Origin of the sequence: Tenacibaculum sp. A30 (assembly GCF_051200845.1) — a bacterium.
GTDB lineage: Bacteria > Bacteroidota > Bacteroidia > Flavobacteriales > Flavobacteriaceae > Polaribacter.
In genome coordinates, this window is sequence record NZ_CP195160.1 from 2755632 (window position 1) to 2780492 (window position 24861).

Annotated in this window: 25 protein-coding genes; 13 read left to right on the top strand and 12 right to left on the bottom strand. The window is 32.5% G+C overall.

Annotated elements, in window-relative coordinates; genetic code table 11:
• Window positions 1–141: 141 nt before the first annotated feature.
• The 9 genes from kynU (at window position 142) to ACR9ES_RS13315 (ending at window position 8282) form a co-directional block, all read left to right on the top strand.
• A complete protein-coding gene (kynU, locus tag ACR9ES_RS13275) occupies window positions 142–1419 on the top strand; it encodes a kynureninase (RefSeq protein ID WP_435254529.1) in 1278 nt (425 codons plus the stop codon).
• A gap of 78 nt (window positions 1420–1497) precedes the next feature.
• On the top strand, window positions 1498–2889 hold the full coding sequence (locus tag ACR9ES_RS13280) for an FAD-dependent monooxygenase (protein WP_435255654.1): 1392 nt from the start codon (window positions 1498–1500) through the stop codon (window positions 2887–2889).
• Window positions 2890–2929: 40 nt separating this feature from the next.
• Complete coding sequence (locus ACR9ES_RS13285) at window positions 2930–3532, top strand: DUF1697 domain-containing protein (protein ID WP_435254530.1); 603 nt, start codon at window positions 2930–2932, stop codon at window positions 3530–3532.
• A gap of 89 nt (window positions 3533–3621) precedes the next feature.
• Entirely contained in the window at window positions 3622–4041 is a 420-nt protein-coding gene (locus tag ACR9ES_RS13290) for a RidA family protein (RefSeq protein WP_435254531.1), read from the top strand.
• Between the two features lie 7 nt (window positions 4042–4048).
• Complete coding sequence (locus ACR9ES_RS13295) at window positions 4049–5494, top strand: aldehyde dehydrogenase (RefSeq protein ID WP_435254532.1); 1446 nt, start codon at window positions 4049–4051, stop codon at window positions 5492–5494.
• The gene (locus ACR9ES_RS13300) at window positions 5487–5705 is read left to right on the top strand and encodes a DUF6500 family protein (RefSeq protein WP_435254533.1); all 219 of its coding nucleotides are present in this window, start codon (window positions 5487–5489) and stop codon (window positions 5703–5705) included. The genes ACR9ES_RS13295 and ACR9ES_RS13300 overlap by 8 nt, the downstream gene beginning before the upstream one ends.
• Before the next feature lies 1 nt (window position 5706).
• Entirely contained in the window at window positions 5707–6483 is a 777-nt protein-coding gene (locus tag ACR9ES_RS13305) for an SDR family oxidoreductase (RefSeq protein ID WP_435254534.1), read from the top strand.
• 94 nt (window positions 6484–6577) lie between these two features.
• The gene (locus ACR9ES_RS13310; protein WP_274634712.1) at window positions 6578–7102 is read left to right on the top strand and encodes a 3-hydroxyanthranilate 3,4-dioxygenase; all 525 of its coding nucleotides are present in this window, start codon (window positions 6578–6580) and stop codon (window positions 7100–7102) included.
• Between the two features lie 94 nt (window positions 7103–7196).
• Window positions 7197–8282 carry an amidohydrolase family protein gene (locus ACR9ES_RS13315; RefSeq protein ID WP_435254535.1) on the top strand — a complete coding sequence of 362 codons (1086 nt, stop codon included), beginning with the start codon at window positions 7197–7199 and terminating at the stop codon, window positions 8280–8282.
• 52 nt (window positions 8283–8334) lie between these two features.
• Here ACR9ES_RS13315 and ACR9ES_RS13320 read toward each other — a convergent pair whose 3' ends face one another.
• From ACR9ES_RS13320 to rsfS, 10 genes are all read right to left on the bottom strand, one after another.
• The gene (locus ACR9ES_RS13320) at window positions 8335–9732 is read right to left on the bottom strand and encodes a TolC family protein (protein ID WP_435254536.1); all 1398 of its coding nucleotides are present in this window, start codon (window positions 9730–9732) and stop codon (window positions 8335–8337) included.
• Between the two features lie 31 nt (window positions 9733–9763).
• Window positions 9764–11125 (bottom strand): HlyD family secretion protein, encoded by a 1362-nt coding sequence (locus ACR9ES_RS13325; RefSeq protein WP_435254537.1) that lies wholly within the window; start codon window positions 11123–11125, stop codon window positions 9764–9766.
• Window positions 11126–11131: 6 nt separating this feature from the next.
• On the bottom strand, window positions 11132–12802 hold the full coding sequence (locus ACR9ES_RS13330) for a peptidase domain-containing ABC transporter (protein WP_435254538.1): 1671 nt from the start codon (window positions 12800–12802) through the stop codon (window positions 11132–11134).
• Window positions 12786–13472 (bottom strand): TetR/AcrR family transcriptional regulator, encoded by a 687-nt coding sequence (locus ACR9ES_RS13335; RefSeq protein ID WP_435254539.1) that lies wholly within the window; start codon window positions 13470–13472, stop codon window positions 12786–12788. The genes ACR9ES_RS13330 and ACR9ES_RS13335 overlap by 17 nt, the downstream gene beginning before the upstream one ends.
• A 242-nt stretch (window positions 13473–13714) precedes the next feature.
• Window positions 13715–14344, bottom strand: a complete 630-nt coding sequence (locus ACR9ES_RS13340; RefSeq protein ID WP_299002686.1) for a YceI family protein — start codon at window positions 14342–14344, stop codon at window positions 13715–13717.
• Between the two features lie 5 nt (window positions 14345–14349).
• The gene (locus tag ACR9ES_RS13345) at window positions 14350–14607 is read right to left on the bottom strand and encodes an acyl-CoA-binding protein (RefSeq protein WP_299002688.1); all 258 of its coding nucleotides are present in this window, start codon (window positions 14605–14607) and stop codon (window positions 14350–14352) included.
• Between the two features lie 30 nt (window positions 14608–14637).
• Window positions 14638–15429, bottom strand: a complete 792-nt coding sequence (locus ACR9ES_RS13350) for a phosphatidate cytidylyltransferase (RefSeq protein ID WP_435254540.1) — start codon at window positions 15427–15429, stop codon at window positions 14638–14640.
• Window positions 15430–15432: 3 nt separating this feature from the next.
• Window positions 15433–16023, bottom strand: a complete 591-nt coding sequence (locus ACR9ES_RS13355) for a hypothetical protein (protein ID WP_435254541.1) — start codon at window positions 16021–16023, stop codon at window positions 15433–15435.
• Window positions 16024–16035: 12 nt separating this feature from the next.
• The gene (ftsH, locus tag ACR9ES_RS13360; protein ID WP_435254542.1) at window positions 16036–17964 is read right to left on the bottom strand and encodes an ATP-dependent zinc metalloprotease FtsH; all 1929 of its coding nucleotides are present in this window, start codon (window positions 17962–17964) and stop codon (window positions 16036–16038) included.
• Between the two features lie 25 nt (window positions 17965–17989).
• A complete protein-coding gene (gene rsfS, locus ACR9ES_RS13365; protein WP_028893075.1) occupies window positions 17990–18358 on the bottom strand; it encodes a ribosome silencing factor in 369 nt (122 codons plus the stop codon).
• 86 nt (window positions 18359–18444) lie between these two features.
• On the opposite strand from rsfS, the gene ACR9ES_RS13370 reads away from it, so the two are divergent.
• Window positions 18445–19182, top strand: coding sequence for a biotin--[acetyl-CoA-carboxylase] ligase (locus ACR9ES_RS13370; protein WP_435254543.1), 738 nt, complete (start codon window positions 18445–18447; stop codon window positions 19180–19182).
• On the opposite strand, the gene ACR9ES_RS13375 is transcribed toward ACR9ES_RS13370, so the two are convergent.
• The gene (locus tag ACR9ES_RS13375) at window positions 19177–19566 is read right to left on the bottom strand and encodes an SRPBCC family protein (protein WP_408035198.1); all 390 of its coding nucleotides are present in this window, start codon (window positions 19564–19566) and stop codon (window positions 19177–19179) included. The genes ACR9ES_RS13370 and ACR9ES_RS13375 overlap by 6 nt on opposite strands.
• 7 nt (window positions 19567–19573) lie before the next feature.
• Window positions 19574–20224: an orotate phosphoribosyltransferase gene (pyrE, locus tag ACR9ES_RS13380; protein WP_028893078.1), complete on the bottom strand. Its 651-nt coding sequence runs from the start codon at window positions 20222–20224 to the stop codon at window positions 19574–19576.
• Window positions 20225–20231: 7 nt separating this feature from the next.
• On the opposite strand from pyrE, the gene ACR9ES_RS13385 reads away from it, so the two are divergent.
• From ACR9ES_RS13385 to ACR9ES_RS13395, 3 genes are all read left to right on the top strand, one after another.
• Window positions 20232–20831, top strand: coding sequence for an NUDIX hydrolase (locus ACR9ES_RS13385; RefSeq protein ID WP_435254544.1), 600 nt, complete (start codon window positions 20232–20234; stop codon window positions 20829–20831).
• Window positions 20832–20971: 140 nt separating this feature from the next.
• The gene (dnaK, locus tag ACR9ES_RS13390; RefSeq protein ID WP_435254545.1) at window positions 20972–22876 is read left to right on the top strand and encodes a molecular chaperone DnaK; all 1905 of its coding nucleotides are present in this window, start codon (window positions 20972–20974) and stop codon (window positions 22874–22876) included.
• 231 nt (window positions 22877–23107) lie between these two features.
• Entirely contained in the window at window positions 23108–24823 is a 1716-nt protein-coding gene (locus ACR9ES_RS13395; protein WP_435254546.1) for a choice-of-anchor D domain-containing protein, read from the top strand.
• Window positions 24824–24861 lie beyond the last annotated feature (38 nt).

The window sequence follows — 24861 nt, forward strand, 5'->3', positions numbered from 1 at the left end:
AAAAATTATTGACTAATATAATAAAAATAAGTAAGTTTATAAAACACCGTTTTATTATGTGAAACACTTTTGGTTTTATTTTGAGGTAAAAATGAAGTATCTTTAGTGTTTTAGAAATGGTTTTTAGAAATATAAATACCTATGTATAAACCAACACTCGATTACGCACAACAACTAGATAAAGAAGATAATTTAGCGCATTTAAGAGCGCAGTTTCATATTCCAAAAGATGCAGAAGGGAATGACTGGTTGTATTTTACAGGAAATTCTCTTGGATTACAACCTAAACAAACGCAACAATACATTCAACAAGAATTAGACGATTGGGCAAAATATGGAGTAGAAGGGCATTTTGAAGCTCGAAACCCATGGATGCCATATCACGAATTTTTAACGAATTCGATGGCAAAAATAGTGGGAGCTAAACCATTAGAAGTGGTAGTGATGAACACGCTGACGACCAATTTACACTTGTTAATGGTGTCGTTTTACCAACCAACTAAAACAAAGTATAAAATTGTTATAGAAAGTGACGCTTTTCCTTCGGATAGATACGCGGTACAATCGCAATTAAAATTCCATGGTTTTGATACGGAAGAAGGATTGATAGAATGGAAACCTCGTGAAGGAGAAGAGTTATTGCGTATTGAAGATTTAGAGAAAATAGTAGATGAACAAGGTGATGAAATAGCCTTGTTGTTGATTGGTGGTGTGAATTATTATACAGGACAGTATTTAGATATCAAACGTATTGCAGAAATTGGTCATGCTAAAAACTGTATCGTAGGTATAGATTTAGCGCACGGTGCAGGAAATATTTCTCCAGAATTACATGATAGCGGAGTAGATTTTGCAGCTTGGTGTACTTATAAGTATTTGAATTCGGGTCCAGGAAGTTTAGGAGGATTGTTTGTGCATGAAAAGCATGCGCATAATAAAGAGTTACCTCGTTTTGCAGGTTGGTGGAACCATAACAAAGAAACTCGTTTTAACATGCGTCAACCATTTGATGTAATGCCAGGAGCAGAAGGGTGGCAGTTATCAAATCCACCGATTTTATCAATGGCAGCAATTAGAGCTTCGTTAGATATGTTTGAAGAAGTAGGAATGGAAGCGTTAAGAGCCAAATCGGAAAAATTAACGGGCTATTTTGAATATTTAATCAATCAGATTGATACGGCCAGCATTAAAATAATTACACCATCGAATCCAAAAGAAAGAGGGTGTCAATTATCTATTCAAGTAAAGAATGCAGATAAAAGTTTACACAAAAAACTAACCGAAAATAATATTATAACCGATTGGAGAGAACCTGATGTAATTCGTTGCGCACCAGTGCCAATGTATAACAGTTTTGAAGATGTATACAGGATGGTTGAATGCCTATCCTCAATCCTTTCCGAAGGAAAGGAAGTTTAACTTTAAAAAAGAAAAATTTTGAATACAGATAATAACAAAGAATTAAAAGTAAAGAAAGTCCTTCCCTCTGGGGAGGATATAGGAGGGGCTTCTGTAGTAATTATAGGTGCTGGTTTATGCGGAAGTTTATTAGCACTTCGTTTAGCACAAAGAGGCTATAAGGTAGCAATGTATGAAAGTCGTCCAGATTTACGAGTTACCGATATTTCAGCAGGACGTTCTATCAATTTAGCATTATCAGATCGCGGTTTTAAAGCGTTACGTTTATGTGGTGTGGAAGAAAAAGCGCGTGAAATTTGTATTCCGATGTACGGACGTTTAATGCATGATAGGGAAGGGAATACGTTTGCATCGAACTATTCGGGTAGAGAAGGAGAGTATATCAATTCTATTTCAAGAGGAGATTTAAACGGAATTTTATTAAACGAAGCGGAAGCACACGAAAATGTAACCATCTATTTTAATACCGAATGCACTTCGGTAGATATAGAAAATACGGTAGCTTATTTTAAGAATCATGAGAACAATCAAGAGTTTTCAGTAGATGGAGATGTGATTTTTGGAACCGATGGTGCTGGATCTGCATTGAGAAAGAGTTACTATTTAGAAAGAAAATTCTTGTTTAGTTATTCACAGAATTTCTTAACGCATGGATATAAAGAATTGGAAATTCCTGCAGACAAGTTAGGAAACCATCAAATTAGTAAAGACCATTTACATATTTGGCCTCGTGGAGAGTATATGTTAATTGCGTTGCCGAATTTAGATGGAAGTTTTACAGTAACCTTGTTTTTGAGTTACGATGAAGGAGAATACAACTTCAACAACTTAACTTCCGAAGAAAAGATAACCGAGTTTTTTGAAAAAGAATTTTCAGATGCCTTAGCTTTGATACCAAGTATAAAAGACGAATTCTTAAACAATCCAACAGGGGCTTTAGGAACGGTAAAGTGTTCACCTTGGCATTATCAAAACAAAACTTTGTTAATGGGAGATGCAGCACATGCGATTGTTCCGTTTTATGGACAAGGAATGAATGCGTCGTTTGAAGATGTAACTGTATTTGATACGATTTTAGATACACACGAAGGAGATTGGCAAGCTACTTTTAAGGCTTATGAAAAAGCACGTAAAGAAGATACCGATGCGATTGCTGATTTAGCTATCGATAATTTTTATGAAATGCGAGATCATGTAGCAAATCCATTATTTAAACAAAAAAGAAAGTTAGAAATGGATTTAGAAAAGACGTTCCCAACAGAATATTTCTCGAAATACTCAATGGTAACTTTTAATGAAGAGATTCCGTATGCAGAAGCAATGAAAAAAGGACGTGCGCAAGATAAAGCGTTATTAAATATGGTTGCTCATCATGATTTAGATACCATCACTGATTTGAATGAGGTATTAAAAAAGGTGCAAGAAGAAACTAATGAGATTTTAGAAGAAGATAAAATAGCGGGACTGTAAGACCGCTCCGACCCTCTCAAAGGGAGGGAAAAGATAGGTAATGAAAGAAACTGATATACATAAAGTTGATAATTCCTCCCCTCAGGGGAGGTTAGGAGGGGCTTGTACTTATATAGTATTACTAAGAGGAATCAATGTTTCGGGAAAAAACAAGCTTCCGATGGCTGAATTACGAGAAATTTTGAATGAATTAGGGTTTCAAAATGTACAAACCTATATTCAAAGTGGTAATATTATTTTAGATTCAGGAGAAACAAAAGAGATCGTTTGTCAGAAAATTAAAGAAGCGATTGCTGCTAAATTTGGGTATGATGTGCCTGTACTGGCTAGAACACCAGAGGAATGGAAAAGTACACTAGAAAGCTATCCGTTTTCACAAGAGAATGAAAAAATAGTAGCTTTTACTTTTTTAGATAGAGTAACTAAAGAATCAGTTATTGAAGTTAATGGAATTAACGAAGACAAATATGAAATAGTTGATGATGTGGTGTATTTGTATTGTCCATCTAGTTTTGGGAGTACTAAATTAACAAACAATGTAATCGAAAAGAAGTTGAAAGTAACAGCAACCACCCGCAATTTAAAAACAACGATAAAACTATTAGAATTGGCCCATCCTAACCTTCCCAAAGGGAAGGAGTAAGATGTGAAGATAAAAATAAAACAATAAAACTCAAGAACCCTATTTTTAGAGTTTCTCCCCTCAGGGGAGATAAAGAGGGGCTTAATATTATGGACAGTAAAGTAATCAAAGGAAAAGCGATACCAAGAGGGAAATTTCCGCATGTAAAACAAGTAGGAGACTTCATTTATGTATCTGGAACAAGTTCTCGTAGACCTGATAATTCTTTTGAAGGAGTTGAGGTAGATGAATTTGGAACGACCAACTTAGATATTAAAAAGCAAACACGAGCGGTAATAGAAAATATTCGAGATATCTTACAAGAAGTTGGTGCTGCTTTATCTGATATTGTAGATGTAACTTCATTCTTGGTGAATATGAATGATTTTGGAGGCTATAATGAAGTATATGCTGAGTACTTTGACTATAACGGACCAACGAGAACTACCGTAGCTGTACATCAATTACCACACCCGCATTTATTGATTGAAATTAAAGTGGTAGCCTATAAGCCAAAAGCTAAAAGCTAAAAGCCTTATGCAGAACATTAAAAACTACATAAACGGAGAACTGGTAGCACCAGTAGCAGGTAATTACATTGATAATTATAATCCATCTATTGGAGAAGTGTATGGACAAATTCCTAATTCAACTAAGGAAGATGTAGCGTTAGCATATAAAGCAGCCAAGGAAGCTTTTCCGTCTTGGTCAAATACTACTTTGAATGAGCGTAGCCATATTCTTTCTAAAATAGCACAGTTAATTCAGCAAAGATTACCTGAGTTAGCAAAAGCTGAAGCTAAGGATAATGGAAAGCCATTAAGTTTAGCTACAGCGATTGATATTCCGAGAGCCTCATCAAATTTTCAATATTTTGCTGATGCGATTACGCAATTTTCATCCGAAGCTCATGAAAGTGTTGGCTTAGGAGCTATGAATTTTACGTTACGTCAACCAATTGGTGTAGTGGCATGTATTTCTCCGTGGAATTTACCACTTTATTTATTCACGTGGAAGATTGCTCCGGCAATAGCCGCAGGAAACTGTGTCGTAGCAAAACCAAGTGAAGTAACGCCAATGACGGCTTATTTATTAGGAGAAATTTGTAATGAAGCAGGTTTACCTAAAGGGGTGTTAAACATAGTTCACGGATTAGGAACTACCACAGGACAAGCCATTATAGAGCATCCAGATATCAAAGCAATTTCATTTACGGGTGGTACTGCTACAGGAGCACATATAGCTCGTACAGCAGGACCTATGTTTAAGAAATTGTCGTTAGAGCTAGGAGGTAAAAATCCAAATATCATTTTTGCGGATTGTGATTATGAAAATATGTTGGCGACTACAGTTCGTTCTTCATTTGCAAATCAAGGTCAGATTTGTTTATGTGGAAGTAGAATTTTTGTTGAAGAAAGTATCTATGAACAGTTCAAAAAAGATTTTGTTCAGAAAGTATCAGAATTAAAAATAGGAAATCCTTTTGATGAAGACACAAATATAGGAGCCTTGGTATCGAAACCACATTTAGAAAAGGTAAAATCATATATAGATATTGCAGAACAAGAAGGAGGTAAGATTCTATATGGAGGTGACAGAGTCACTGTCAAGAATTGTGAAAACGGTTACTATTTACAACCGACGATTATAGAAGTTTCAAGCAATCAGTGTAGATTAAATCAAGAAGAGATTTTTGGACCAGTAGTTACCTTAATGTCTTTTAAAACAGAAGAAGAAGCTTTACAATTAGCGAATGATGTGGTGTATGGATTGTCATCAACAATATGGACAAATAATTTGACGAGAACCATGCGATTGTCTAAAGAATTACACACAGGAATTGTTTGGGTAAATACATGGTTATTGCGTGATTTAAGAACGCCATTTGGAGGTCAAAAAGCAAGTGGAGTAGGACGTGAAGGTGGTTTTGAAGCTTTACGCTTTTTTACAGAACCCAAAAATGTATGTATAAAATATGAATAAGGAAATAAAAGAAAAAATAATAACTGTTTGCGAAGAGAAAATTGCTAAAAAAGGAGAAAATGTAGGGCTTTCGTTTTATGCATTTTTCAAAAATAAAAATGATAATCCGAAAGTATTGATGGAAGTGGCTACTTGGTGGATTCAAACACATCAATTAGATCATTTTGAGAAAGCGGTTAAGATTAAACAAATGATTCAGAATAACGAATAAAATGAATTTAGATATACAACATAAAAACGCCTTGGTATGTGGTAGTACACAAGGAATAGGAAAAGCAGCAGCAATACAATTAGCCCAAGAAGGAGTAAATGTAACGTTGGTAGCTCGTAGCGAAGAAAAGCTTAAAGCTGTGTTAGCTGAATTACCAAATAATAACCAAAATCATGGGTATTTGGTAGTAGATTTTACCAATCCAGCAGATTTAAAAGAGAAGTTAGAAGGGACTAATTTACAGTTTCATATTTTGGTGAATAATACAGGAGGACCAGCAGGAGGTCCAGTATTCAATGCCAAGTTAGAAGAGTTCGAAAGAGCTTTTACCATGCATTTAAAATGTAACCATGTCTTGGTGCAAGCAGTAGTACCGTTTATGAAAGAGGAAGGCTATGGTAGAATTATAAATGTAATTTCTACTTCAGTAAAACAACCTCTAGATGGTTTAGGAGTTTCGAATACTATTCGTGGTGCGGTTGCTAATTGGAGTAAAACCTTAGCGAATGAATTAGGTCAATTCGGAATTACAGTGAATAATGTATTACCAGGAGCTACAGCGACGGAACGTTTGACAGAAATTATCAATAATAAAGCTGCTAAAACAGGGAAAACTGTTGAAGAAGTTGCTGAAATGATGAAAAACGCATCACCAGCAAAGCGTTTTGCAAAACCAGAGGAGGTAGCCAATGCTATTGTGTTTTTAGCAAGTGAAAGAGCAAGTTTTATCAACGGAATTAATGTTCCTGTTGATGGAGGAAGAACAAAATCCTTATAAAAGAATCAAGAACCAAGATTTTAAGAATCAAGACAATTTTTTGGTTACCTTTAAAGTCTTGGTTCTTGAATCTAATAATCTAAAAGTCTAAAAAATGAATCTAGTACAACCTTTGAATTTCAAAAAGTGGATTGATGAAAACCGTCATTTATTAAAACCGCCAGTAGGAAACAAACAAGTTTGGGATAATGGTGAGTATATCGTAATGGTTGTTGGAGGCCCTAACAATCGTAAGGATTATCATTATAACGAAACACCAGAGTTTTTCTATCAATTAGAAGGAGATATGGTGTTGAAAATCATTGACGACAAAGGGGAAATGATAGATGTTGAAATTAATGAAGGAGATATTTATTTGTTACCAGGAAAGGTGCCACACTCACCACAACGTAAAGCAAATACGGTAGGTTTGGTTATTGAATATCCACGTGATGAAGGAATGATGGATGCTTTAGAGTGGTACTGTGAAAATTGCGGACATCAATTATACCGAGAAGAATTTGCTTTAGACAATATTGAAACAGATATGCCAATAATTTTTGATACCTATTATTCTGATAAAGAGAAGTGTACTTGTGATAAATGTGGTACCGTAATGGAGGCTCCTAATAAAATTTAAAAAACAGGTTGTCATTCCTGCGAAGGCAGGAATCTCATAACAATCAAGAATAAAAAAATAAAAGATTCCTGTTTGCACGGGAATGACAAAAAAAATGGAAAAACGCAAACTTAGAATAAACGGACATTCACATTTATTGCCTTATCCAGAACAAATTCCGCAGTTTATGAAAGACAAAGGAATTTTTTGGGTAGATAAGGATCGTAAATTCATGCTACAAAAAGATTGGAGTCGACCAGTAACCGATTCTAGTTTTTTTTTAGACGAAAAATTAGCATGGATGGAGCATTTTAAAATAGACCATGCAGTTGTATTAAATTTGTCTCAATTATATGGTAATGGACTTCGTTTAGAAGAGATGAAGCAAGCGTTACGTTTTCAAAATGATTTTAATGCGCGTGTACAACATGAAAATCCGTCGAAATTCACAACAGGTTTTGTAGTACACCCAGGGTTTGTTCGTGGTGCTTTATGGGAGATAGAGCGATGTGTTGAGGTGTTAGGAATGCGTTTGTTGTGTTTGCCAACACATTATATGGATACCATCGGTACTTGGCGATGTATTTTTGATGAAGAAAACGAACCTATTTTCGAGCTAGCAGATAAGTATAACTTAGCGGTTGAAATTCATCCGTATGACGGAGAGAAATTCATCAAACTACAAAATACAAGTTGGCGTTTCCACCTAATTTGGATGTTGGCGCAGTGTGCAGATGCATATCATTTTTTAACCTTAAATGGATATTATGAAAAATATCCTAATATGCGAGTGTGTTTTGCTCATGGAGGTCAGTTAGCACAAATGAACCTAGGACGTCGTATACAAGGTTTTGATGGAAGACCAGATTTGTTTGAAGGTAAAACTCACCCTAGAAAAGCGGTGGGGCACAAAAACATTTTCTTTGATACATTAGTCCATGATACCGGTTCGTTAGATTTACTGATTAAAAATCAAGGTTCTAAGCAAGTGTTAATAGGATTAGATGATCCATATCCATTAGGAGAGATGGAGAGTGAAATTCAATCGTCATATCCAGGGAAAATTTTAGATTTAGCAATTGATAGAAATATTATCACAGAAACAGAGCGTGATGAGATGTGGGAGGATAATGTATTACAGTGGTTATTCGGAGATGATGAAAAAGCGAAGAAAGATTTAGTATCTAAAATTCTTAAATAGAAGAAGTAGATATAAATAAACAAAAATCGAAGTTAATACTTCGGTTTTTGTTTTATAAACTATTTAATTTACCTAATAGCTTTATAAGTTTTCCTTTTGTCTTAGCGTATTCATACTCATTTTTAATTTCTTTCAATTTACTCTCAATTAGTTTTACTTCTCTATAATTAATTAGAAAAATAGAGCTCTCACCCAAAGTAAACTTACGTTCTTCACTTTTTACAAGTGTATTATAATCGTTTACAAGATTTTTTAAAATATCATTTTGTTTTTTATATGATGTAATTTCTTGCTCGGTAGCCGTTATTTTGTTTTGTAATGAGACTCTAGTTGACGCAATTTCAAAATCGATATCTTGTAGTTTTAGCTTAGCAAGTTTTAAATCTCCTCTAGATTTACGTAAGAATAGAGGAATGCTAACTTGAAGAGAATTTTTATAATTAACGGTGCTAAAAGCATCAAAATTATCCACTTTTGAAGCAAGGAAGTTATACTGAAAATCTACTTTAGGTAATAGATTGTTTACTTTTAGTAGCTTATTTATTTCTAGGTTTCTTTTCTTTAATTCTAGCAACTTTAACTTAGGGTGGTTTTCAAACTTATTATTAAAAAAGGTGGTTGCTGAAGTATTTAGAATAGTATCAATATTAGAAAAAGTAGTAACGTCAGGAACTATTTCTTCCTTTATTTCCATAGGAATATTGTTACCAATCCATAAATAATTAGAAAGTTCTAACTTAGATTTAATGTATTTAATATTCGCTTTTTCTAGGTCTAACTTTCTGTTTTTTAAATTGATATTAGCCTCTAAAGTATCTATAGCTGGTTTATCACCAGCTTTGAAGCTTTTCTTTACGTTTTTTAACCTGATATTTGCATTAGTGTAATAATCTTTATAAACATTATAACTCTGATAATACTGCAACCAGTTTAAGTATGTGTTTATGGCTTCAAATAAAATATCATTAATCAATAGCTGTTGTTCTAATTCACCTTGTTGATTATAGAGTTTAGCTTGTTTTAAAGTAGCCATCCTTTTGTTAATAAATAAGTTTTTAGCTAAAGAAACAGATATTCCAACGTTATACAAACCATTTTCAGGAGTGTTATGTTCTGGGTTTAAATACTGGCCAGAATTATTTTCATAACTACCTTTTAACTCTATTCCATACCAAGTTGGAATTTTAAAGGTTGAGTTTAACTTTTTGTAATAATCTTTGCCTTTAAACTCTTTTCTGTCGTAGTCTACTTCTATTTTAGGATCAAAAGTACCTCTAGCTTTTAATAATTTAGCCTCATTGGTACTCGTAATAAGCTCAGCTTGTTTTATAACTGGATGATATTTTTTTACATACCCTAAATACTCTTCTAAACTAAGTTGAGTACTTAAATTATCTTGTGCTGTAGCGATAAAGCTTAGTAACAAAAAAAGGATACTTAACCTTTTCATCTATTTGTTTTTTATTGTTCTACAAAGTGTTTTAGTCTTCTTTTTTTGAGCCTTTACCACTCTCTTTATTTTTTGGTTGGTAGAAGTTAGGAGGGAAGCTGTTAATCTGTCTCCATAACTCAAACCATATAGGTACATTTTCCAATAAGGCAATAGTTTTTGCTCCAGAACCTACTCTAATAGCTTTTGGCCAAGGCTCTTGCTCGTTATTTGGAACAATTAAAACACGATACTTCCCATTGCTACTAATAAAATTTTCGATAGCTACAATTTTGGCACCGTAAGTTCCGTATGATACATTAGGCCAACCACTAAATACCATAGCAGGCCAACCATCAAACTGAACACGAACTTCTTCACCAATGTGTATCAATGGTAAATCTATAGGTTGTATATACATTTCAACAGCTAAATCATAGTCGGCAGGCATAATATTTACTAATTGTTCACCTTCTTTAAAAGTTTCACCAATACCAGACTTTATAGCTTTATTAATATATCCATCTTGTGGAGCTGTAATAAATAATAAAGAGTTTCGTTTGCTATAATTAGCTAAGCTAGTTTCTAGTTTTGAAACTTGAACTTCTGCATCATAAGCACCAGATTGAGCACTATATAAGCTACTTTCTGTTTTAGAAAGTTTATCAGCATAAGAAGCTTGTGTACTACTAATAGCTAATTGAGCATTGATGATATTATTTTTAGAAGTAAAGAATTTATTTTCTTGAGAAATCAATTTAGCAGATAACTCTTGAAGTTTTGCTCTTTTTTCTTCGACATCTTTTACAGCTTTTAAGCCTTCTTTTTCTAAAGTGACAGTTCTGTCAAACTGAGTTTGAGCTATTTTTTGTTTTATTTTAATAGCTTCAAGATCAATACTATCACTTTTGGTCTTTAAATAAGCTTGTTTTAATTTATTTTTAGCTTGTTCTAGTTTTAGTTTACGCTCTTTTTTAATAGCAATAATCTGATTTTGTAGAGTACTAATTTTATTGTTATATGCTTTAGCAGATAGTGTTTTAGAGTTTAATTGTTTATCTGTTCTTTCTGCTAATTTCGGATCAAAATAGTCGCTTTTTATTTCAGAAATTCTTAAAATGGTGTCTCCTTTTTTTACCAAATCACCTTCTTGTACAAACCATTCTTCTATACGTCCAGGTATTTGAGATTGTAGTGTTTGTGGACGTTGATTAGGTTTTAACGTAGTAACATGTCCTTCGCTAGATACATTTTGAGTCCAAGGTAAAAACAAGATAATAACCAAGATAACAGAAAAGACTAGTAAAAATCTTTTAAATAATTTGTGGTACTCTTTTGTAAAAATGTCTTTTCCAGATTTGAATTTTGTGATATCTATTTGATCTGAAACGGTGTTTTTTGATATATTTAACATGATTACCTAGGATTTAAAGTTAGTTATACTACCTTTTTCAAGGGTAATTTGTTTGTTGCACTTCTCTTTCCAATATTCATTACGGCTTACAATAATTAAACTCCATGGTTGAGAAACATCAGTAATGAAATCAATTATTTTTTCAGCTTCATTTTTTTCAAATAAATCAAGGGGATCCTCCAAAATGAGAAGTTTTGGTTTTTTAATGATTGCTCTAGATAGAATAATTTTCTTAGCGACTGTATAAGCAATAAGTTTCCCTTCAGGTTTTAAATAAGTGTCTAAACCTTTAGGTTGCTGCTTTAGAAACTCTGTTAATCCTGTGATTTTAAAAGTATTATATATCTCGTCATCTGTTATAGAAGAATCTCCAAAAGTTATGTTTTCTCTAATAGTTCCTTTGAAAGGAGTTTCTTCTGAAAGAGATAAGCCTAGGTTAGCTCTGTAGTTGTTAGTTAATATACCTTTTAGTGATAAGTCATTCACAAAAATACTTCCATATGTTGGTTCAATTAAACCAGAAATGAGTTGAATTAAACTAGATTTTCCAGAGTTACTACTTCCTTGAAGTAAAACTCTATCGTTAGAGTTTATTTCAAAAGAAACATTATTAATTACTGGTTTTGGTCTGTTGTTAACAACATAGGATACATCTTGAAATTCAATTTTAAAAGGTTTATCTCTATTAATATTACTACCTTTTTGTGGCTCTATGGGTTTATCTATAACTTCTCCGAGTTTTTCTAAAGATGTAAGTACATCGTAAAAAGATTCAAGTCCAAGTATTAATTTTTCTACAGAATTCATAATTAGTATGATAATAATTTCAGCAGCAACAAATTGACCAATATTCATTTGTTGTGTCAGTACTAAAAAACCACCTATAAGTAATAAACCAGCAGTAATAATTACTTTAAAACTAATCATTTGAATATATTGCATAACAAGTACTTTAAAGTGACTTTCTCTAGATTTTAAATAATCATCTACTAGAATATCACTTTTTTCAAGTGCTAGTTTTGTTTTTCCTGATAATTTAAAACTTATAATAGTTCTTGCAATCTCTTGAAGCCAGTGAGCCACTTTATATTTGTTTTTTGATTCTTTTAAACTCGTTTCCAATCCTTTTTCTGCGGTGTACTTAAAAACAACATAGATTAATAGTAAAACTAACAATCCGAAAATAATAAAAAACGGATGATAAAAGGAAAGTAGAAGTAAGGCAAAAATGATTTGTAACAGAGCAGAAGGAGCATCAATTAAAATTTTTGAAATACCTTTTTGAATGGTTAACGTATCAAAAAAGCGATTGGCAAGTTCAGGGGGGTAATAGTTTCTTAGTTCATTCATTTTAATCTTAGGAAATCGATAACTAAGTTCTATAGATGCTCTGGTAAATATTCTTTGTTGAATAGTTTCAATAATTCTAAACTGCATTAGTTTTAAAACTCCACTAAAAGCAACACCAGCAGTTACTAATATGACTAATACAATCCAAGAAGCAGAAATTTGAGCTGCTTGTAATAAGTTAATAATAGCTTGTACTCCTAGAGGAAGTGAGAGGGCTACAATACCTTCAAAAATAGCGTAATAAGCGATTTGGGTTGTGTCTTTTTTTTCTAGTTTAATAAGCCCTAAAAATCGTTGCCACGGAGTTAGTTTATTTTTTTCCTTCATTTGAAAGTACGTTTAAAGTTAATTCTGTAAAAAAGGATGTGATAGTAGTGTTTTCATTACAGTTAGTAAGTGATTTAAAATGAGCTTTGACAAATTGCTGATGTAATATTCCTTCAATTATAGTACTTGCTAATGTTAAAGGGTGTTTGTACGAATTGTCATAATTACTAATAATTTCTGCAAAACGTTTTATTACTTCTTTATACAGTTTAAAAAACCCGTCTTTATTTTCAGTATCTACCTCTTTTGTAGAGTATGATTTTGAATTTTCATTGATTATGATTAAATTAAGTAAGGCTTCATTTATATGAGAAAAGTTATTGTCTTGTTTGGCTTTTCTAGTTAAAACTTCAATAGCTTTAATCAATTTTTCTTTTGGGTTGTTAATACTATAAGTTTCTATTACTAAAGAATACTGAATCCATCCCCAATACCAAGAAGTTAAGTAGATTAAAAGTCTATGCTTACTTTCAAAATAACGATAAATAGAACTTTCGTTCGAGCCTATTACTTTGCCTAATCTCTTGAAATTAAAGTTTTCAAAACCAATTTCTTCAATTAGTATAATACTGTTTTCTATTATTCTTTTACCTAAATCAGATGTTTCAGGATCTTTAATATAAATACCAGAAGGAATCTCTATTTTTAAATTTGATAGTAAATTTTTCATAATTAAAAATTAACTGTGCAAATATAATAGTAAAACTATTAATTATGAAAATAAAAGTATTAATAAGGTGTTAATTTTAATTGCATAAAATACTTATGAAGACTTTTTAGAATATGACTAACTTTATAGAATAGTGTTAAATTAAGATTTATTTGGGGTAAAAATGAATGTTTGAAGTACATTAAAAATAAAAAAGCCTCAGAGTAATTTCTGAGGCTTTAAAATATATTTTAATTTGTTTTTTATTTAAACACAGAAGTGATGTTTAAAGCTACATCATCCCAAGTTTTAGAAACTCCGTCTGCACCTTTGTGTAAATCTTTACAAGCAGTGTTTAAAGAATCTAAAGCATTTTGAGCTTGCCAATCAGAAATGTTCATTGTAGCATTTAAACTAAACTCTTTTCCGTTTAAAGTGTATTTAAAAGGAAGTTTTTTAGTAACACTGTTCATTGTTAAATCAGCATAACCAATAGAGTCATTTTCTAAAACTAATTTACCAGAAAGTAATTCAGTTTTATCCATAACTCCGAAGAAAAACTTCTTAATTTTAAAATCTCTACTAGTATCTTGTGTAAAAATACTACTTACAGGAATAGAAAACTCTGCGTTATTAATTGCTTCTTTTGCAGTATCTGCTTCACCACCAGCAGTAATATTTACTTTTTGAAATTGACCTTTTACAGGTACTTTGTCGGTAGTTTTATAAGCTACCCAGTTTACAGTATTGGTTGCATCTTGTAAAACAAATGCTTTTTTAGCTGCTGTTACTTCTTCTTTTGTTGTTTCAGTTTCTTTTTTAGCTTCAGATTTACAAGAAACCATTTGAGCAATTGTAAAACAGACAACTAGTGTATAAACGATTTTTTTCATGAGGTTTATTTTATGATTGAATTTACTAATTTAATATATTCTTTTTTAGCTTCATTTTCGTCCATACCTCTAAGCTGCATCCACGCATTAAACTTAAAAGCATTTCGTAAGTCGCTATTGTCGTTAAATGTAAATCTGTCACCTTTTACGGCTTGTTTATAGTAAGCATATAGGCGTAGCATAACATCTGGAGGAAGTTTTTCCTCTAGCTTAGATGCTATTTTATAAGCTTCTTTAAACTTTAAATCTAAATCACTTTCCATGGGGTTGGATAATTAAAATGTACAGACAGTTTACATTATGTAATGAATATACAAATATACGAAGGGTGCAAGGAAAAACAAACTATCAAGTCTATCTAATAATCCACCATGACCAGGCATAATTGTACCACTATCTTTTACATTGGCTTGTCTTTTAAATTTAGATTCTACTAAATCACCTAAAGATCCAAAAAAGGCAACGATAACCGCAATGATTATCCAGTTTAAGGTAGAAAATACACCTGAATATTGCCCAATGATAATACCTGCAATTATAGAAAAAACGACACCTCCTATAAAACCTTCAATTGTTTTTTTAGGAGATACTTTTTCAAACAGTTTATGTTTTCCGAAGTTTTTACCTACTAAGAAAGCAAAGCTATCATTCGTCCAAATAAGAAGCATAATATAAATTATGATGTAAGGATGATACACATTGTTAATGAATGGAAGGTTCATTAAAAAGTAAAAAGGGAAAATTAAATAGATAGCTTGTAAAAATATTTTTCCACTAAAAGCTTCTGTTTTTATTGGTTTTGTACTTATCAATAAATATAATAAGACAGATAAACCGAATAGGGTGGCAGCTAGTAAAAAATCAGTAAAATTAATAGTTGCCTTTACTGAAGAGAAAACCACGTAAGCTAAAAGTAAATAGGGAATAAAACTTTTTGATTTTAAAATTTTAGAAAATTCCCAAATGCAAAAAGTAGCAAACACTGCTAATAAACCTATATATGTTTCTGCAGAAAATAAAATAGCAGAAATGAATAGGATAGCGTAAACAAGTGCAGAAAGAGATCTTGTTAAAAGATTAGACATAGGTTAAAGGTCTTCAAAGAGCAGCAAATATAAATCTTTTGTGTTATTGTTGCCATAATTTAAGAAATTATCATCTTCCACTTCAAATTTATAATTTCTTATAGAACTGATGTTGGTAGGAATATTACCACTAAAATGTGTTTTAATTCCCATTAAACCTTCTCCTGTGTTTTTTACTAATTGGCTAGTTGTGGCATACACAATAAAATGCTTAGAGTGTGCAGCTAATTTATGACTACCTAATTGATTAGAAGAGAATAATATTTCTCCTTTGTCTGCAATTAAGTGTTCACAAGAGGTGAAAAAAGGAACTGATTCAGATGAATGTTGTTGAACGTTTACCTCAATTTTTTCAGTAATTTTTAATAAATCATAATCTGTACAAGTAACTTTTCGCCAATTATTTTCTTGTAAGATACTTTTTAAATTATTAGTTACTTCGTTTATAGATGTACAGTATAAAAATTTACCTCCTTTATTGATAAAATGATGAACAAAAGAATCATCTAAAGATAAATGAACTACTTGCTCATTTATAATCTTCTCTTTAGATGATTCTTTAAAGGTTTTAAATAATTTATTGAAAAAATTCATTCAAATAAAAAACTATTCTTCAGTTGTTGTTTCAGTTTTTTCTTCTTCCTTTCCAAACGGTCTATCTCCAAAGATTTTTACTAAATCGTCTTTGAAAATTACCTCTTTTTCAAGTAATAATTCAGCTAACTCAGTTAGTTTATCTCTGTTTTCATCTAGTATATGAATAGCTCTTTTGTATTGATTTTCGATAATTTCTGAAATTTCTTCATCAATTTTTTGAGCAGTAGCATCACTATACGGCTTAACAAAAGCATCGTTTCCAGATGAATCGTAATAGGTAATATTACCTACCTTATCATTTAAACCGTAAACAGTAACCATAGCACGAGCTTGTTTTGTAACTTTTTCTAAGTCGCTTAATGCTCCTGTGGATATCTTGTTAAACATTAACTTTTCAGCAGCTCTACCACCCATTGTAGCACACATCTCATCAAGCATTTGCTCTGTTTGAACAATTTTTCTTTCTTCTGGAAGATACCAAGCAGCTCCTAATGATTGACCACGAGGAACGATAGTAACTTTTACTAAAGGAGCAGCATGCTCTAACATCCAACTTACTGTTGCATGACCTGCTTCGTGGAAAGCAATAACTTTCTTTTCTTTCGGAGTGATTACTTTGTTTTTCTTTTCTAAACCACCTACAATTCGATCAACAGCATCTAAGAAATCTTGATGCTCTATTGCATTTTTACCTTTTCTAGCAGCAATTAAAGCAGCTTCATTACAAAGGTTAGCAATATCAGCTCCAGAGAAACCAGGCGTTTGTTGTGCTAAGAACTCTAAGTTTACGTTTTCAGCTAACTTTAATGATTTGATATGTACGTTAAAAATTTCTCTACGTTCGTGTAAGTCTGGTAAGTCAACATAAATTTGACGATCAAAACGACCAGCACGCATTAAAGCTTTATCTAATACATCAGCACGGTTAGTAGCAGCTAATACAATTACATTAGTATCGGTACCAAAACCATCCATTTCTGTTAATAATTGGTTTAAAGTGTTTTCACGTTCGTCATTACCACCTGTCATATTGTTTTTACCTCTAGCACGTCCAATAGCATCAATTTCATCAATAAAAATGATTGAAGGCGATTTTTGTTGCGCCTGTTTAAATAAGTCACGTACACGAGATGCACCAACTCCTACAAACATTTCAACAAAATCAGAACCTGATAAAGAGAAGAAAGGTACGCCAGCTTCACCAGCAACAGCTTTAGCTAATAAAGTTTTACCAGTACCAGGAGGTCCTACTAACAAGGCTCCTTTAGGAATTTTACCTCCTAGTTTAGTATATTTTTCAGGGCTCTTTAAGAAGTCAACAATTTCTTGAACCTCTTCTTTAGCACCTTCTAAACCAGCTACATTTTTAAAAGTAGTTTTAACTTTAGTATTCTCGTCAAAAAGTTTAGCTTTAGATTTTCCGATGTTGAAAATTTGACCTCCAGCACCACCGCCTCCAGCAGCTCCTGACATTCTTCTCATAAAGAACAACCAAATCGCAATTAATAAAATAAAAGGAAGGAAGCTGATAAGAGTATCCATCATGCTTGTTCTTTCAATATTTACTTTATCAAAATCAAGGTTGTTTTCTTTCTTTTCTTTTTCGATCTCGTTTTCAAAATTTTGTAAATCACCAAAATTGTAGCTGTACAACGGAGAACCTTTTCTAAAGAAAGGAGATTCAACTAATTTTTTATGCTCTTCTTTTTTTTCTGCTTCAGGCTTTAAAAAGATTTGAGCAACATTGTTGTTTTCAACAACTATTTTTTGAATATCGTTGGCTTCTAAAATTTTAGTGAACTCGTTTTTAGAAATATTACGAGATCCTAAATTACCAGAGTTAAAAAAACTTAACCCTAATAATATAATTAGTATTGGTATGTACAGCCAAAACGAGCTAAACGTAAATTTTGGCGTGTTTTTTTTATTATCACTCATAAATAGGTGTATAAAATGTTAGCAATTAAGCAGGGTTGATTTCGGTAATTTTTGCATCTCCCCAAAGACTTTCAATGTCGTAAAATTCACGAACTTGTTTTTGAAAGATATGTACAACAACATTTACGTAATCCATAAGAACCCATTCAGCGTTACCAAGACCTTCAACGTGCCAAGGTTTGTCTTTAAGTTCTTTGCTTACTACTTTTTGTACAGAGCCAGAAATGGCATTAACTTGTGTGTTCGAGTTAGCAGAACAAACTACAAAATAATCACAAACAGTGTTTTCTATCTCCCTTAAATCTAGTAATTGGATGTCTTCTCCCTTTACATCATCTATCCCTTTAATAATCACAGCTAAAAGATCGTCTGTGTTTGTTTGTTTTATTGTCATTAAATAAAATTAAGTTTTAGCAAAGTTATTGTTTTTTTGTGAGTAATTTATGTAATATTGATACTTGTTTCACTCACTAAATTTACATGAAAATAATCAAACTTAATGCCATCGATTCAACCAACACTTTTTTGAAAGATATGGTGTCAAAAATGTCAATTGATGATTTTACAGTAGTGGTTGCTAAAACTCAAACAAAGGGTAGGGGACAAATGAACTCAGAATGGGTAGTTGAAGAAGGTAAAAACTTGACTTTTAGTGTGTTTTGTAGGTTTGAAGCTTTGCGTATTGAAAATCATAAGTATTTAAATTTCTGTGTTTCGTTAAGTGTTTTGGAAGCGTTGAAAGAGATAGAAATACCCAATTTGGCGGTGAAATGGCCTAACGACATTCTGTCAGGAAATAAAAAAATAGTAGGGATTTTAATAGAGAACTCTTTAAAAGGTAGTAATATAAGTTCTTCTGTAATAGGAATAGGTATAAATGTGAATCAGGGTGTTTTTTCTGAAAAATTACCTAATGCTTCTTCAATCAAAATGATTTTAAATAAAGAAACAGATTTAGATACTTTATTAGAAATTGTACTATTTAAATTAAAAGAAAATTTAGAGCTTTTAGAAAAAAACGAATATCAGTTGTTAGAAGAGAATTATTTAAAAGTGTTGTATAAAAAAAATGTTCCGACGATGTTTAAAAACAATCAGAACATTTTATTTATGGGTAAAATAATTGGAGTTTCAGAAAATGGAAATCTCCAAATTGAATTAGAAGACGAAACGATTCAAGAATTTGGGTTGAAAGAAGTTTCGTTTGCTAATTTATAATTTTGCTAAGTTTTCAGTTAAAGTACCAATAAACTTTGTTAACGGAGCTTTCACCATCATTGCCATCATAGCATTGAACTCACCATCAAACTTTAAAGTTACCTCACTTTCGTTTTCAGAAACCTCATTAATGTCAGCAGCTAATGTAAAAGGTAACTTACTGCTTGCAGCACCTAAAGTAACATTTGAGTATTCGGTTTTATCTTTCATAACCAATCTAATTTCAGGCATTCCTTTTAAACCAAAAATAAAGCTATCACCATCTACCTCAAATTTTTGAGTATTCTCAGGCATTAATTGCTCAAAGTTTTCAAGTTTGGTTAAAAAATCAAATAAGTCTTTAGATGACTTTTTTACAGTTACTGTATTTCCTTCTATATTCATTGTGCTGTTAGTTTTCGTTTTGTTTCCATTTACTAGGTTCAATCCTCCAGTCTTCCAAAGTACGGAGTTCTTCGCTAGTTATATATTTACTGTCTAAAGCTTGTTCTAATAAGTATTCATAGTTACTTAATGTAGTTAGCTCTACACCGTCTGCTTTAAAATTTTCAGAAGCAATACTAAATCCGTAAGAGAAAATAGCTACCATACCTTTTACATTAGCATGCGCTTCTTTTAAGGCTTTTACTGCATTTAAACTACTTTTTCCAGTACTAATTAAATCCTCAATTACTACAACATTTTGGCCGCTTTCTATATGCCCTTCAATTTGGTTTTGTCTACCATGTTTTTTAGGTTCTGGTCTTACATATACAAAAGGCACTCCTAGTTCTTGAGCAACTAATATACCAATCGCAATAGCTCCGGTTGCTACACCTGCAATCACATCAGGTTTACCATGCTTTTCTTCAACCAGTTTAGCAATTTCTTGTTTCAAAAAATTCCTAACAGGAGGATATGATAATGTAATTCTGTTATCGCAATAAATTGGAGATTTCCATCCAGAAGCCCATGTAAAAGGCTCTTTCGGGCTCAATTTTATCGCTTTAATTTGCAAAAGAAGCTCGGCAGTTTTTTTTGCTGTATCTTTGTTAAAATCCATGTCGCAAATGTATAAAGTTTTTGTTAATGATAAACCAATAATTTTTACAACTTCAATTAAAAATGAAGGGGATTTTCCTGTTTATATTTACAAAAATACAATTATTGAAGAACTTATTTATAAGTTAAAAGTAGGTAAAATTGAAGGTGTTTACTTGTTTTCGAATAACTTAGATGAAGTTTGGCCAGTATTTAAAGAAAAGTTTAAGGTAATTGTTGCTGGGGGTGGATTGGTTTTAAATGACAACAATGAAGTGCTGTTTATATATAGAGGTAGCAAATGGGATTTACCCAAAGGAAGAATTGAAGAAGGAGAAGAAATAGAAGAAACAGCTATTAGAGAAGTAGAAGAAGAATGTGGTGTTGAAAATCTAACAATACAAAGAAAACTTATTGATACTTACCATTTATTTGTAATGGATAATGAATACCGTTTAAAAGAAACTCATTGGTATTTAATGCATTCTGATTATGACGGGGAGTTAATTCCACAATTAGAAGAAGGAATAACAGAAGTAGCTTTTAAAGATGAGAAAGCAACCCAAGAAGCCTTAATGAATAGCTACGCTAACATACAACTTGTCTACAATTCTTACGTAAAAGGATAAGTTTATGACACTCTGTCATAAAAAACAATTACTTTTTGTTCTTTTTCTGCCAAAATAAAAGATGAACTCTGTTGGCATACACTTTGACTAATACTACTCGTAAATTTGAATTAAAAACTTTAAAATAAGATAAAAATATTATGAGTAAAATTATAGGTATAGATTTAGGTACTACAAACTCATGTGTTTCTGTAATGGAAGGAAATGAGCCAGTAGTAATTCCAAATGCTGAAGGAAAAAGAACTACACCATCTATTGTAGCATTCGTAGAAGGTGGTGAACGTAAAGTAGGAGATCCTGCAAAACGTCAAGCAGTAACAAACCCAACAAAAACAGTTTATTCTGTTAAACGTTTTATGGGGAACAAGTATTCTGAGTCTGAAAAAGAAGCAGGTAGAGTACCTTATGAGGTAGTAAAAGGAGATAACGATACACCAAGAGTAAAAATTGATGATCGTTTATATACACCGCAAGAAATTTCTGCAATGATTTTACAGAAAATGAAGAAAACTGCTGAAGACTATTTAGGTCAAGGTGTTTCTGAAGCGGTAATTACAGTACCAGCATATTTTAACGATGCACAACGTCAAGCTACTAAAGAAGCAGGTGAAATTGCAGGATTAACAGTTCGTCGTATTATCAACGAGCCAACTGCAGCAGCATTAGCTTACGGATTAGATAAAGCAAATGATGATAAGAAAATTGTAGTATTCGATTTTGGTGGTGGTACGCATGATGTTTCTATCTTAGAATTAGGAGACGGAGTATTTGAAGTATTAGCTACAGATGGAGATACTCACTTAGGAGGTGATGATGTAGATGAAAAAATCATTAACTGGTTAGCAGACGAGTTTAATGCTGAAGAGAATATGGATTTACGTAAAGATCCTATGGCATTACAACGTTTAAAAGAAGCTGCTGAAAAAGCGAAGATAGAATTATCAAGCACAACTTCTACAGAAATTAACTTACCATATATCACTGCTACAGCTAGTGGACCAAAGCACTTGGTAAGAACGTTAAGTAGAGCTAAGTTTGAGCAATTAATTGATGATTTAGTAAAAAGAACTATCGAGCCTTGTCAAACAGCGTTAAAAAATGCTGATTTATCAACTTCTGATATCGATGAGATTATCTTAGTAGGAGGTTCAACTCGTATTCCTGCAATTCAAGAAGCAGTTGAGAAGTTCTTCGGAAAAGCGCCAAGTAAAGGAGTAAATCCAGACGAAGTTGTATCGTTAGGAGCAGCAATTCAAGGAGGAGTGTTAACTGGTGATGTAAAAGACGTATTATTATTAGATGTAACACCATTATCATTAGGAATTGAAACAATGGGTAATGTATTTACAAAGTTAATCGATGCAAATACAACCATTCCAACTAAAAAGTCGCAAGTATTCTCTACAGCAGTAGATAACCAACCATCGGTAGATATTCACGTATTACAAGGTGAAAGAGCGATGGCAGCAGACAATAAAACAATTGGTCGTTTCCAATTAACAGATATTCCACCAGCACCAAGAGGAGTTCCTCAAATTGAAGTAACTTTTGATATTGATGCAAACGGAATCATCAACGTATCTGCAGCGGATAAAGCAACAGGTAAATCTCAAAACATCCGTATCGAAGCTTCTTCTGGATTAACAGATGAAGAAATTCAAAAGATGAAAGCAGATGCAGAAGCAAATGCAGATGCAGATGCAAAGGCTAAAGAAACTGCAGATAAAATTAACGGAGCAGATTCTATGATTTTCCAAACTGAAAAGCAATTAAAAGAGTTTGGTGATAAATTATCAGCAGATAAAAAAGAACCAATCGAAGCTGCTTTAGAAGAGTTAAAGAAAGCACACGAATCTAAAGATCTTGCTGCTATCGATGCTGCAATGGAAAAGATCAACGAAGCTTGGAAAGTTGCTTCAGAAGAAATGTATAAAGCACAACAAGATGCACAAGCTAACGGAGCAGATGCACAAGGAAATGCAAATACAGGTTCTTCATCAGAAGGAGATAATGTAGAAGATGTAGACTTCGAAGAAGTGAAATAATTTTTTACATACATAAGTTTTTAAAAGCTCGCCTATTGGCGAGCTTTTTTGTTTTTTATAAAGTTGCAGGATTTCTTTTAGAAAGAAAAAGAAACGTTTTAGAAAAGAATAAACCCCTTTCAGCAAGTTTTTCAGTGTGTTAGTTACTGTGCTTATACTTTTATGCCCAAATAAGGGAAAAGCACTTTTATATAGAAGTGCAAAAAAATAAAAATTAAAAAAAAGACACACATGAGAAAAAAAATTACCATGTATGCAGGTGCTATTCTTTTTGTACTTGCAAGTATCACAAGTTGTGATAAAGATGAAGAAATTATTCCAGCAGTATTTTCTATTGATCAAATAGAAAAGGACTTCGGAACAGTAGAAGTAGAGCAGTCTACTAGTTATTCATTTGAAGTAACAAATAAAGGAGAAGCAGATTTAGAAATTGATGAGTTTGTTATAAAAGGAACAGATGCAGCAGATTTTTCTACAAGTGCAGTGCCTAAAGTAATTAGAAAAGGAGAGGCTTATAGCTTCGAAATTACTTTTGCTCCTTTAACTGAAGGAAACAAAGAAGCTATTTTAGAAATTACTACTAACATAGGTAAAAAAGAAGTAACAGTAACAGGAGTTGCAGAGCCAAAACCACTACCAACTGTAGACTTAAATGTAACAACTTTATCTTTTGGAGATGTAGAAATTAACCAAACAGATGATGCTACATTCACCATAACAAATAGTGGAGATGCCGACTTAGAAATTACTGCTTTTGAGGTAAAAGGAACAAATGCTTCTGAATTTACAACGGCTGCAACAGCAGAAACGTTAGCTGTAGGGGGCACAAAAACGGTTTCGGTAACGTTTGCTCCAACAACTGAAGGGAATAAAACGGCTAGTTTAGAGATAACAACAAACGTTGGTGTAAAAATTATAGCGTTAGATGGTAAGGGTACTGCGGTAGCACAACCAGTAATGACATTTAGCGAGTCGCCAATTGCTTTTGGTAACGTAGAAGTAGGTCAAGAATTATCTAAAACTATTACAGTTTCTAATACAGGAAATGCAGATTTAGAGATTACTAATGTAAATATTGTTGGAAGTAGTACCGCATCATCTTTTACAGTAATAGGAGGAACAACTGCATTAATAAAGACTATTGCCCCAGGTGATACACATACTTTTGAAGTTAAGTTCATGCCAAGTTCACAAGGATATGTTTCAGCATCTATTAGGTTTTTAAATAATTCTAATGATAGTGATGTGTTTTTAGGAATGAATGGAACAGGAACAGCGCCAGCACAACCAGTAATGACATTTAGCGAGTCGCCAATTGTTTTTGGTAACGTAGAAGTAGGTCAAGAATTATCTAAAAATATTACAATTTCTAATACAGGAAATGCAGATTTAGATATTACTAATGTAAATATAGTAGGAGGTAGTACCGCATCATCTTTTACAGTAATAGGAGGAACAAGTTCGTTAATAAGAACTATTGCTCCAGGTGATACATATACTTTTGAAGTTAAGTTCACGCCAAGTTCACAAGGATTTGCTTCAGCATCTATTAGGTTTTTTAATAATTCTAGTGAAAATAAAGTGTCTTTACCTATGAATGGAACAGGAACAGCGCCAGCACAACCTGCAATTGCTTTTAGTGAAACAGGATTGGGTTTTGGTGATGTTACTGTAGGAAACTCTGGAAATGATTTAACTTTTGCTATTCAGAATAATGGTCAAGGAAACTTAGAGGTAAGTAATATTAGAATGAGCGGACTTAACGCAAGTGATTTTACCTTGGTAAATGTATCTGCACCACAAACGATTGCTCCTGGTAGTTTTTATGAGGTAACAGCACGTTTTACACCACAATCTGCAGGACAAAAACAAGCAATGATAGTTGTAGAAAGTAACGATCCTACAAAACCTAGTTATGCTATTTTGATTAATGGCACGGGGATATAAGCAGCAACTGGTACTATTGTAAATATACCAGATGCTAA

What these genes read in the sequence shown, in the direction of transcription:
- kynU (WP_435254529.1), top strand. Translation starts at nt 142, where the DNA reads ATGTATAAACCAACACTCGATTACGCACAACAACTAGATAAAGAAGAT.
- ACR9ES_RS13285 (WP_435254530.1), top strand. Translation starts at nt 2,930, where the DNA reads ATGAAAGAAACTGATATACATAAAGTTGATAATTCCTCCCCTCAGGGG.
- ACR9ES_RS13290 (WP_435254531.1), top strand. Translation starts at nt 3,622, where the DNA reads ATGGACAGTAAAGTAATCAAAGGAAAAGCGATACCAAGAGGGAAATTT.
- ACR9ES_RS13295 (WP_435254532.1), top strand. Translation starts at nt 4,049, where the DNA reads ATGCAGAACATTAAAAACTACATAAACGGAGAACTGGTAGCACCAGTA.
- ACR9ES_RS13300 (WP_435254533.1), top strand. Translation starts at nt 5,487, where the DNA reads ATGAATAAGGAAATAAAAGAAAAAATAATAACTGTTTGCGAAGAGAAA.
- ACR9ES_RS13305 (WP_435254534.1), top strand. Translation starts at nt 5,707, where the DNA reads ATGAATTTAGATATACAACATAAAAACGCCTTGGTATGTGGTAGTACA.
- ACR9ES_RS13310 (WP_274634712.1), top strand. Translation starts at nt 6,578, where the DNA reads ATGAATCTAGTACAACCTTTGAATTTCAAAAAGTGGATTGATGAAAAC.
- ACR9ES_RS13315 (WP_435254535.1), top strand. Translation starts at nt 7,197, where the DNA reads ATGGAAAAACGCAAACTTAGAATAAACGGACATTCACATTTATTGCCT.
- ACR9ES_RS13320 (WP_435254536.1), bottom strand. Translation starts at nt 9,732, where the DNA reads ATGAAAAGGTTAAGTATCCTTTTTTTGTTACTAAGCTTTATCGCTACA.
- ACR9ES_RS13325 (WP_435254537.1), bottom strand. Translation starts at nt 11,125, where the DNA reads ATGTTAAATATATCAAAAAACACCGTTTCAGATCAAATAGATATCACA.
- ACR9ES_RS13330 (WP_435254538.1), bottom strand. Translation starts at nt 12,802, where the DNA reads ATGAAGGAAAAAAATAAACTAACTCCGTGGCAACGATTTTTAGGGCTT.
- ACR9ES_RS13335 (WP_435254539.1), bottom strand. Translation starts at nt 13,472, where the DNA reads ATGAAAAATTTACTATCAAATTTAAAAATAGAGATTCCTTCTGGTATT.
- ACR9ES_RS13340 (WP_299002686.1), bottom strand. Translation starts at nt 14,344, where the DNA reads ATGAAAAAAATCGTTTATACACTAGTTGTCTGTTTTACAATTGCTCAA.
- ACR9ES_RS13345 (WP_299002688.1), bottom strand. Translation starts at nt 14,607, where the DNA reads ATGGAAAGTGATTTAGATTTAAAGTTTAAAGAAGCTTATAAAATAGCA.
- ACR9ES_RS13350 (WP_435254540.1), bottom strand. Translation starts at nt 15,429, where the DNA reads ATGTCTAATCTTTTAACAAGATCTCTTTCTGCACTTGTTTACGCTATC.
- ACR9ES_RS13355 (WP_435254541.1), bottom strand. Translation starts at nt 16,023, where the DNA reads ATGAATTTTTTCAATAAATTATTTAAAACCTTTAAAGAATCATCTAAA.
- ftsH (WP_435254542.1), bottom strand. Translation starts at nt 17,964, where the DNA reads ATGAGTGATAATAAAAAAAACACGCCAAAATTTACGTTTAGCTCGTTT.
- rsfS (WP_028893075.1), bottom strand. Translation starts at nt 18,358, where the DNA reads ATGACAATAAAACAAACAAACACAGACGATCTTTTAGCTGTGATTATT.
- ACR9ES_RS13370 (WP_435254543.1), top strand. Translation starts at nt 18,445, where the DNA reads ATGAAAATAATCAAACTTAATGCCATCGATTCAACCAACACTTTTTTG.
- ACR9ES_RS13375 (WP_408035198.1), bottom strand. Translation starts at nt 19,566, where the DNA reads ATGAATATAGAAGGAAATACAGTAACTGTAAAAAAGTCATCTAAAGAC.
- pyrE (WP_028893078.1), bottom strand. Translation starts at nt 20,224, where the DNA reads ATGGATTTTAACAAAGATACAGCAAAAAAAACTGCCGAGCTTCTTTTG.
- ACR9ES_RS13385 (WP_435254544.1), top strand. Translation starts at nt 20,232, where the DNA reads ATGTATAAAGTTTTTGTTAATGATAAACCAATAATTTTTACAACTTCA.
- dnaK (WP_435254545.1), top strand. Translation starts at nt 20,972, where the DNA reads ATGAGTAAAATTATAGGTATAGATTTAGGTACTACAAACTCATGTGTT.
- ACR9ES_RS13395 (WP_435254546.1), top strand. Translation starts at nt 23,108, where the DNA reads ATGAGAAAAAAAATTACCATGTATGCAGGTGCTATTCTTTTTGTACTT.